The 8,100-nt window shown below is 65.4% G+C and carries 9 protein-coding genes; 5 read left to right on the top strand and 4 right to left on the bottom strand.

What is annotated here, in order from left to right; genetic code table 11:
• The first annotated feature begins 172 nt into the window (after positions 1 to 172).
• Together ABZ783_RS36010 and ABZ783_RS36005 are read left to right on the top strand one after the other, a co-directional pair.
• Complete coding sequence (locus ABZ783_RS36010) at positions 173 to 1,207, top strand: DUF4238 domain-containing protein (protein WP_357447191.1); 1,035 nt, start codon at positions 173 to 175, stop codon at positions 1,205 to 1,207.
• 433 nt (positions 1,208 to 1,640) lie between these two features.
• Positions 1,641 to 2,183, top strand: coding sequence for a GNAT family N-acetyltransferase (locus tag ABZ783_RS36005; protein ID WP_357447188.1), 543 nt, complete (start codon positions 1,641 to 1,643; stop codon positions 2,181 to 2,183).
• A gap of 168 nt (positions 2,184 to 2,351) precedes the next feature.
• Here the strand turns inward: ABZ783_RS36005 and ABZ783_RS36000 are convergent, their stop codons facing one another.
• Positions 2,352 to 3,413 carry an ATP-dependent DNA ligase gene (locus ABZ783_RS36000; protein WP_357447185.1) on the bottom strand — a complete coding sequence of 354 codons (1,062 nt, stop codon included), beginning with the start codon at positions 3,411 to 3,413 and terminating at the stop codon, positions 2,352 to 2,354.
• A gap of 624 nt (positions 3,414 to 4,037) precedes the next feature.
• Here ABZ783_RS36000 and ABZ783_RS35995 point away from each other — a divergent pair.
• From ABZ783_RS35995 to ABZ783_RS35985, 3 genes are all read left to right on the top strand, one after another.
• Positions 4,038 to 4,235, top strand: coding sequence for a hypothetical protein (locus ABZ783_RS35995; RefSeq protein WP_357447182.1), 198 nt, complete (start codon positions 4,038 to 4,040; stop codon positions 4,233 to 4,235).
• A 72-nt stretch (positions 4,236 to 4,307) separates the two neighbouring features.
• Entirely contained in the window at positions 4,308 to 4,559 is a 252-nt protein-coding gene (locus ABZ783_RS35990; RefSeq protein ID WP_357447179.1) for a hypothetical protein, read from the top strand.
• Between the two features lie 235 nt (positions 4,560 to 4,794).
• Positions 4,795 to 5,157 carry a hypothetical protein gene (locus ABZ783_RS35985; RefSeq protein WP_357447176.1) on the top strand — a complete coding sequence of 121 codons (363 nt, stop codon included), beginning with the start codon at positions 4,795 to 4,797 and terminating at the stop codon, positions 5,155 to 5,157.
• 271 nt (positions 5,158 to 5,428) lie between these two features.
• Here ABZ783_RS35985 and ABZ783_RS35980 read toward each other — a convergent pair whose 3' ends face one another.
• The 3 genes from ABZ783_RS35980 to ABZ783_RS35970 form a co-directional block, all read right to left on the bottom strand.
• On the bottom strand, positions 5,429 to 6,442 hold the full coding sequence (locus ABZ783_RS35980) for a hypothetical protein (protein WP_357447173.1): 1,014 nt from the start codon (positions 6,440 to 6,442) through the stop codon (positions 5,429 to 5,431).
• Positions 6,443 to 6,763: 321 nt separating this feature from the next.
• Entirely contained in the window at positions 6,764 to 7,294 is a 531-nt protein-coding gene (locus ABZ783_RS35975) for a hypothetical protein (protein WP_357447169.1), read from the bottom strand.
• Between the two features lie 88 nt (positions 7,295 to 7,382).
• On the bottom strand, positions 7,383 to 8,060 hold the full coding sequence (locus ABZ783_RS35970) for a hypothetical protein (protein WP_357447166.1): 678 nt from the start codon (positions 8,058 to 8,060) through the stop codon (positions 7,383 to 7,385).
• Positions 8,061 to 8,100: the final 40 nt, after the last annotated feature.

Below are 8,100 nucleotides of genomic sequence, written 5' to 3'. Positions count from 1 at the left end.
ACGTTGCTGGGAACCAACCCCATCACCGCTATGCAGGGACAGACGACGGCCGAGGCACCGACCAGAAGCTTGACACAAAACGACTTACGCTGATGGGAGCACCGCTTGCGGACTCGTTCGCCCGCAGAGGCGGCAGCCGCCGTGATTTGAAGAGGTCTGCCATAATTGGGGAATGTCTGAGCAGGTTAGCCGCGATCATCACACCGTGCCGAAGCTATATCTGCGTGGCTTTTGCGGAAGAAAGAAGCTCGACAAAGACATCCTGCTGGCGCGGCATCGCAACGGCACGGAAGAGCGTATGCCTATCAAAAAGGCAACCGTCGAAGTGGATTTTTACGATGTCGGCGAACTCGGTCAACCGGATGATTCCCTTGAGGAATGGTTCTCGCACTCGATCGAGAATCCGGTCGGGGAGGTCATGTACGCACTTCGAGACGGAGTCCTTCCGCCTCCGGGCCCAGGCCGGGCCACACTTGCCACTTTCGTCGCGACGCAGATGGTCCGCACGGTGGCTGTCCGCCGCACTATGCAGGAGGTGAACTCCCACGTGGGCCCGCTGATCTTCGCGAGCATGGTGCTTCAACGTGCCATCGAGATGGATCCCGCGGTGAAGGCGAGGGGGGACCTCACGGCCATGTATCACGACATTGCCAGGCGCACCCCGGAGGTCATGCGCAGGACTGACACTCCGTCGATGCTGCGGACCATGGTTCGGGAGGCAGACAGGATCAAGCGCCTCCTGCTCGATATGCACTGGCTGCTGACCTCCTCGCCGGACCCGGTGCTGGTTACAGGTGACGCTCCCGTGGTCACGGTCAGCGCAACCGGTGAACTCGACTTCTCTAGCCCGGTACTCCTCCCGGATCTACACGAGGTGCACGTGCCGATCACGCCCTCGCGGTTGCTCACAATCACCCCCATTCAGCCGCTGGTCGCCACACCGACTAACTTGACCATTGAGCAAACCGCCCTTGTGAACCAAGCGATGGTGCGCAATTGCTGGGACATGCTTTTGCGTCCGCCTATGATGCCGTGGCCGGCATATCTCGTTCTCCCGCAGCAACGGGCCAGCATCAGGAAGCCTAAAATTGCGGTTCGAGCAAACGAAGCCGGGTCGCCCACTCCCTTGTCCTTTCCGCCGGTCGTCGATTTGGCCTTGGCGGAGGCCCTGAAAATTCTCGGCGGAGATCCCGACCTGCCCGCGTGAACTGACCACTATTGCTATGCGAAATGGCCGGGAGAACGCGCTCACGTCGGCAGTTCAGGATGCCCGAGCGTCGCGAAGCGCCGCCCACCCGCAGTGAGGGGCCACGCGCGGCTGACGCGCAGGGACGGCGCCAGAAGCGTGCACCTGGTCAGGAGCCGCAAGTCGCTACCTCGGCTATAGAGTTCTGCCATGTCTGGAGGTCAGCCGAAGCGCGGCACGGTGCTTTGGCTTCGCCGGGACCCGGCATACGAGATCTTGTCGAACTCGCTGCCCGCTGCACTCGGTGACCGGCTACTGCGATGAGGCACTGAGCTGCAGAAGCGCGATGGTGGCGGAGCCATCCGGCGCGCGTTGTCGGCGGCATGGTCGGACATGCGATGGCGGCTGGAAACGTGGTTGCTGCACCATGACCACCTAAATAGGTTCGTCGTTCATGGATCCGGTGCAACACCACGAAACCACAACCCAGCTTGTGCTCGAGGACGACCGCATCGGCCTGCGCCCTCTGGCCGTTAGCGATGCTGACGCGCACCTGGCTGGCTGCGACGAGGCCATCATCGAGCGGCTCGGCGGCGGCGAACCATCATCACGAAGCCAGATTGAGGCGTGGCTCGAGACGAACTCGCGGGCGTGGGCATCCGACGGTGATGTCGTCGATCTGGGAATCGAAGATCTCGGCACCGGCGTCCTCTGCGGATGTGTTGGCGTCCAGCGTGGCCTGGACTACCTCAGCACAGGGCAGGTCAACCTGACCTACGCGCTGTACCCGCAGTGGAGAGGGCATGGCTACGCAACCCGTGCAGTTCGGCTCGCCATGCAGGCCGCCCAGGCGCGACGACCCGTCGTCGAGTTCGTCATTCGAGCCGCCCCGGACAACCTGAAGTCGATCGCTGTCGCTGAACGAGCCGGCTTCAAGCGATCTGGCCAGACCGACGACGCCCACGGCGAGCTCATCTGGCTGACTCACCAGGCATAGCCCCTAGTCATGGAAAGTAGCCTGGCGGCCTCGAGGCCAACCTCGGCGATCGGTGACGTCGGCAGATCGGCAGAAGCGGATGTAGGCGGCTCGGGCTCAGGCGACTGTTTGAGGTGTGCTGCAGCGGATCCGGCAGCACCCGCTGCTCATCAGCAGGCCCACGGACACTCACCCCAGGTCGCCGAAGTAGCCCTCCTCCTCGCCGAGCAGCAGCGGCACGTCGTACACCGACATGTCCGGCCGGACCCGCGCGTACCGCACGCGATGGCGCCAGCGTCCGTGTTCGAAGGCGACGTCGGCGTCGATCTCTGCCACCACGGTCGGCTCCACCTGCACGTACGGCAGCGGCTCTGGCCGGTCCAATTGGCCGGACCAGGACGCGGGCAGCGGATTCGGCCACGGGTGGGCGACTGCGCCGCGGCGCGGCATGCGTGACGGCGACAGCAGCTCGGCCAGCGCGGCACGCTGGTCGGTGGTCAGCGAGTGGGAGTGACCTGTGTACCGCAGCCGTCCCCGCCGATCAAACCGGCCGAGCAGCACCGTCTCCGGTCTGCTGATGCTGCCGGTCACCCCACCAACGATCGCCTCGGTGACAATCCGGGTCCGAAACTTCGACCAGCCTCTCCGGCCAGGCTCGTAACAGCCATTCAGCCGCTTGCTCACCACGCCCTCGATGCCCGCGGCGACGGTCCAGTTCAGCAGCCAGTCCGCCACCTGCCGCATGTCCGCCGTCTGCGGGGTCACGGTGAGCTGCGCTGGCGCGTCGGCGAGCAGCCGCTCCAGCCGGGTCCGCCGCTGCGACAGCGGCAGATCGATGATTGCCTGCCCGTCGGCGAGCAGGTCGAACAGCACGTAGTGGGCGGGGCACTCGCGTGCCAGGCGCAGCAGGTCCCGCCCGGCGGTGACACGTCGCTGGAGCTGGGCGAAGTTGGTCCGGCCGCGCTCCCAGACGATCAGCTCACCGTCCAGCACCACCCCGGGCGGGACGGCCGCCCGGATCGCCCGGGTGATGTCCGGGAAGTAGGTCGTCAGGTTCCGGCCGGCCCGCGACTGCAGGTACACCCCGCCGCTCTCGCGGAAGGCGATGCACCTCCACCCGTCCCATTTCGGCTCATGCACCAGGTCCCGGCCCTCAGGGACCACGTCAACGGGCGCCGCGAGCATCGGCGCAACCGGCCGACGCAGCACCGGGTCCGCCCCCGCGCTCGCCCGCCCGCGGGCTGAAGTCACGTCCAGCCCCGACCACGCCGGGCGCAAATGCCGCTCATCCCCGCCCCCACCCCATCGTGGGAGAGACGTGGGTTGCCGCGGGCGGAGATCCGCGACAGCGAATGCGCCACCGAAGGGGTCGCAGCATGGCGCGCGCCGGGCCGGGCAAGGAGGGAAGGACGCCGGGCACACAGCTGATCGAAGCTGCCTTCCGAGCCGGCGCTCCGCACTCAGTCGCCCGCCATCAGGCGACGGACGGGCGGGGCGCTCTGGCCGCCGGATCGGGCAGGGCTGGTTGCTCGCAGAACGGCTCCGCAAACCAGGACGACAACCTGGTAGTGCCAGAGCACTAGCAGATTCGTCCATGATCAGAGCGTTATCCACACCCGCCAAAATTAATCCACAGCGCATCGTCTTGTGCTGGCGTGCGGCCGGGTCGACGACGACCTGAACCGGTCGACGAGGTCATCGCTCGGCCGCTGGCCACGGCCACGCGCAGGTGGAGCAGCTACAGCCGCAGGCCACCGACGACCGGCCCCGCAGCGGATTCAGTTGCGGGGGCCTGTCCCACCCGCAGCGCCGCCCGCTCGGACGGCAAAGTCTCGTACGCCGCGTCCCGCCCCCCATCGCGCGTACGGTCGGAGGGTGGACGTGCTACTGCACGGCGGGCCAGGTGACGGCCAGGTGGTCCCCGGCGGCGGGGAAACTGTCGTGTGGCAAGCCTGCCTGTACGAGATCACGCCCGAGTACGGCCACCGGCACGGCCGCGACCTGCGCGTGTACCGGCGCCGCCCCGACTGCTGCGAGCCCTACGGCCGAGGCGCCGAAGACCGCTGCGAATGACCTGTCCGGCCCCGATGCAGGCGTGTGGGGGCGTCTGGCGCGCCGCGATGTGTGGCTCGTCCGCCAGACGCGGTGGACGGTGATTTTGCCAGCGCCGGGGACACCGAGACGGGAAAAGTGCTGCGCTGGGAGTTCGATACGGAGCCGGAAGCCATGAACATGGTTGATCGCCGCCTGCGCACCGACAGCGCTGGGCAGTGGCGCGAACAACACGCCGGGGGCGCCACCCCGAGGCGCCAGCGACGATACGACCGATGCTCCAGCCGGCCCGACCCGACGGCAGAACAACAAGCGATGATCGTTGACAGGCAGAGCGGTGACTGAGGCTCATCGCTCCCGGGCTGGGTGGTTCGCCGGTTGCCGACCCTGGTTCGCGTCACCATCGAGACATCCCCCGCGACGCTGCCCGCGATGGCCCTCCGCCCGATGATCGCCGGGCCCTGGTCCCGGGCCGGGGAGGCTGGACGGTCTGGCGACTGCCCGACGAGGAGATCCGCTTTCCACCGCTCACCCCGTAGCCGCTGCGCGACATGTCAGCGCTGGCTGGCACACTCCGCTCATGAGTTACGACCTGGCGGTGTGGGAAGGTCACAGGCCTGCTGACAACGCCGCAGCGCTGGCGACCTTCAAGGCACTCCGCGAGCGGTACACCGGCGAGGGGCGAACGCCGCCGACCCCGCGTGTCCGAGCCTACGTGGAGGCCCTTCTTGAGAGATGGGTTGACCTTACTGAGGATGAGCGGAGTCCGTGGTCGACCGGGCCACTGATCAGGGAGGCATCGGGACCCATCGTTTATTTCCCGATGGTGTTCAGCCGCTGTGAAGAGGTGTCGGCCGGTGCCGCACGAATTGCCGCCGAGCACGGCCTTGTCTGCTTCGACCCGCAACTAGGTCTGCTTCGACCCACTCCTGAGGAGTTGTAGGCAGCGTGCCAGACCGTGGCGTGCCATTAGCGTGCCATTGGGCGAGGACAAGGGCCAGCCGAGGCCATGCGAGACTGCCGAGACCAGGCCACCAAGCCCGTAGCCTCCCGGAGATCGACAATTCCCAAGCTGACGTTGACCGCCGGTGACAGCAACGGCTGACAGCAACGGCTGACAGCAACGGCCCTGACAGCGACGGACGCGGACAGCGGGAGCCGTAGAACCAGGTGCCCGAGCCGGATGCGGACAGTTCTGGACGGGGCCGCCGAGGCTACGAACCGTGTGGTTGGCGCCGTGCAGCTCGCGGCTGCTCCGGCACCGGCAGCTCACGCACCTCTTGGTCGTCCTCCTCCTTGGGGGCAAGAACAGGCCGGCCGAGGAATAGCGTCGGGTCAGGGTAATGGCGCTCGAACCATGGCGAGACGTATGCCGTATCTGGCGAGGCCCACCAAGCCAACCTGAACTCGCCGGAGTCGAATATAAAAGCTGCGAGCTGGAGGTCTTCCCCACCGCCTTGGTTCACGTAGCCCGCAAAGTCCCCTACGGCACCAAGCCCGTCCAGTCCGTCGCGCAGCTTCTCCACCGCGTCCGCTGCCTGAGGGTCGAAGGGAATATAGGCGGTAACCAGAATGCCTAGCGAGGTCTCAAACCGGAACTCAAGCAAATTATGGCGATCCGAATCCTTGGCCTTCTTTCCGGCGGCGACCAACCAGGAAGGCAAACGGTCGGCAAAGTTCTCTCCAAACCTCGCGACAAAGGCCTTGGCAAACTCGCCTACGCCCCACGTGACTATTGAAGAAAGGATCCAGATGAGAGGTGGTAGCTCTGACCAGGCCGCAGTGTGGCGAAGCTGTATCGGAGCCGTTTCCGTCAGCTCTTCCCAGTCCGCAGGCTCGAAGTTCCGTGGCTCGGCCGACAGTTGGAGGTCGATGTCCGGTTGGTTCGGTTCACCGTCAACCGGGATCTCACGCAACGTAAGGTCACGCGACCGCCGCCGATGAAGCTCGCGAGCGCGGAAGATCAGATCCGCGTGGCCGGTGTCGTCTTCCACGACCTCTGCCCGGTAGATGCGGCCGAGTGGAGGCAGATACGACAGATGCTCAACAGCCATAGGGATAAAGCGCGACTCAACTTGGCGCACCGTGTCGTCGAGCGCTTCCCTGGCGAAGGAGTATCGCTCCCCAGATCGCAAGGTGATCGTCCTGGTAGTGACACCGGTCCTCATCACCCACTCACGGAGCCCGCCAGGCGGCACACCTTCGTCGACCGACTCGTCGTTGGCCACCGCTGACCTCCACAACTTCTCGTGCCCGTTGCGTGCCCGATCGGCCGGACGAAGGGGGGCAACGACGGCCAACCTCGTCAGGAGACGACAGCGGCCCCTGACTTGCGTTTTCGCAGGTCAGGGGCCTTGTCAGTCCCTGGTGGCGGGTAGAGGATTCGAACTCTGTAGCTTTCGCGACGGATTTACAGCCCCCACCCAACCTGCTGTTGGCAGAGTCTACGACCACGGCACGACCTGGCGCGTCCCCCGTCACGGCCCTTGGTCGCCGTGCCATCCATGTGCCAGTAGCCGGTGCCGCCGACGGTCACCAGTGGGCGCCGGTCAGAGAATGCCGCCACGCTTGCCGAACGCGAAGCCAACACCTATGCCGAGAGTACGTAGGGCCGGTGGCCGCTCACCATCCAGCCGCTCCGCCAAAGCCAACTCGATTTGGTGATCCTTTGCAATCGTGGCATCTACTAGCGTTACGAACCCGCTGATTTCTCCAATAACGTCGCTCAAGTCTGAACGCTGACGTAGAGATGTTATACGGGATATCTCCATAAAGGAGGTCGCGCAAATTGGGACGACGATATCGCCCGAGGTTGCCGCCTGCCGCAGAAATTCGTACGCATCCGCATCCTCTTGCTGGGCTGGCCTGCCAAGGCGAGCCTTCGCGAGAGCAACCCAATGCAGCGTGTCTAGGTAGATGGTCTTGGGCGCCTTCCCGGAAACGAATCCAAGGTAAGGAAAGTCTGGGCTGCGGCCGATGTGTTCAGTCTCTAGTTGCAAGACGGCGGGGTCGATGCCCATCTTGGCAGCCATCGTTCCCAAGTCAGGCGCTCGCCAGTCCTGAAGGTCGTCCGCCTCCACTGAATGCCCACCTAAGTTGAGTTCGAGGGTCTTCGTTATCATCCCATGTCGATCTGACCGGCTCAACCACGATTTGCCACGTTCTACCTCACTCTTGCGCCGTCCAGGTGGTCCAAGAGATTCGCCACTCGGGCCTCTGGACTGGTCGCGACTCACCGCTGCCGCTGAGCGCCTGGCTGGTTGCTTCCGCAGCGGCACGGCCGTGCTCCTCGCGCTGCTGATCGAATATCGCGTCGCACGACGCGTATTCTGCGGCGTTTCGGACCATCGTCGTGCTGCCGTGGCCGCTCTGCTTGCGGACGAGAACCCGGATCGCCTTACGCAAGGCTGCTTGTTGGTCGCCGGGCACCTGAACGACTTCGGCGAAGCCGTATTCGCAGACGAGGTCGGCCGCCACCTGTGCGACCAGGCCGAGCCGGTCGTGCGCCGGCGGTTGGGGAAAGTGCCGATCCATGAGGGCCAGACATCGCCGGCAGCTGGGAGCAAACGCGACATCGCTGAATCGGGTGGGTGGCCCTCCGTCACCTCCGACCATGACGGCCCACTGCCGGGCCCCGCCGCAGAGAGTCCTAGCAGACCACCGCTGCTCAAGCAGATCCGTCCGATCGTAGTTGCGAAGTGTGGGCACGTCCCGCTCGTCATCGAGCCAGAACTCTTCAACGGCCCCACGGCCCGCCTCGGGCTCCTCGGGTGTGAGGTGCACGGCCGATCCGCCGGCAACTCTCGTCAGCAAGAAGGTGGAGGCGCCGGACTTGATGACGTTCACGCCGTGCAGGGGGTCGGGCGTGCCGCGACTATCCAGAGGC

It is taken from the genome of Micromonospora sp. NPDC047738, from assembly GCF_040642675.1.
GTDB lineage: Bacteria > Actinomycetota > Actinomycetes > Mycobacteriales > Micromonosporaceae > Micromonospora.
This window is presented reverse-complemented; position numbering and strand designations above follow the sequence as displayed.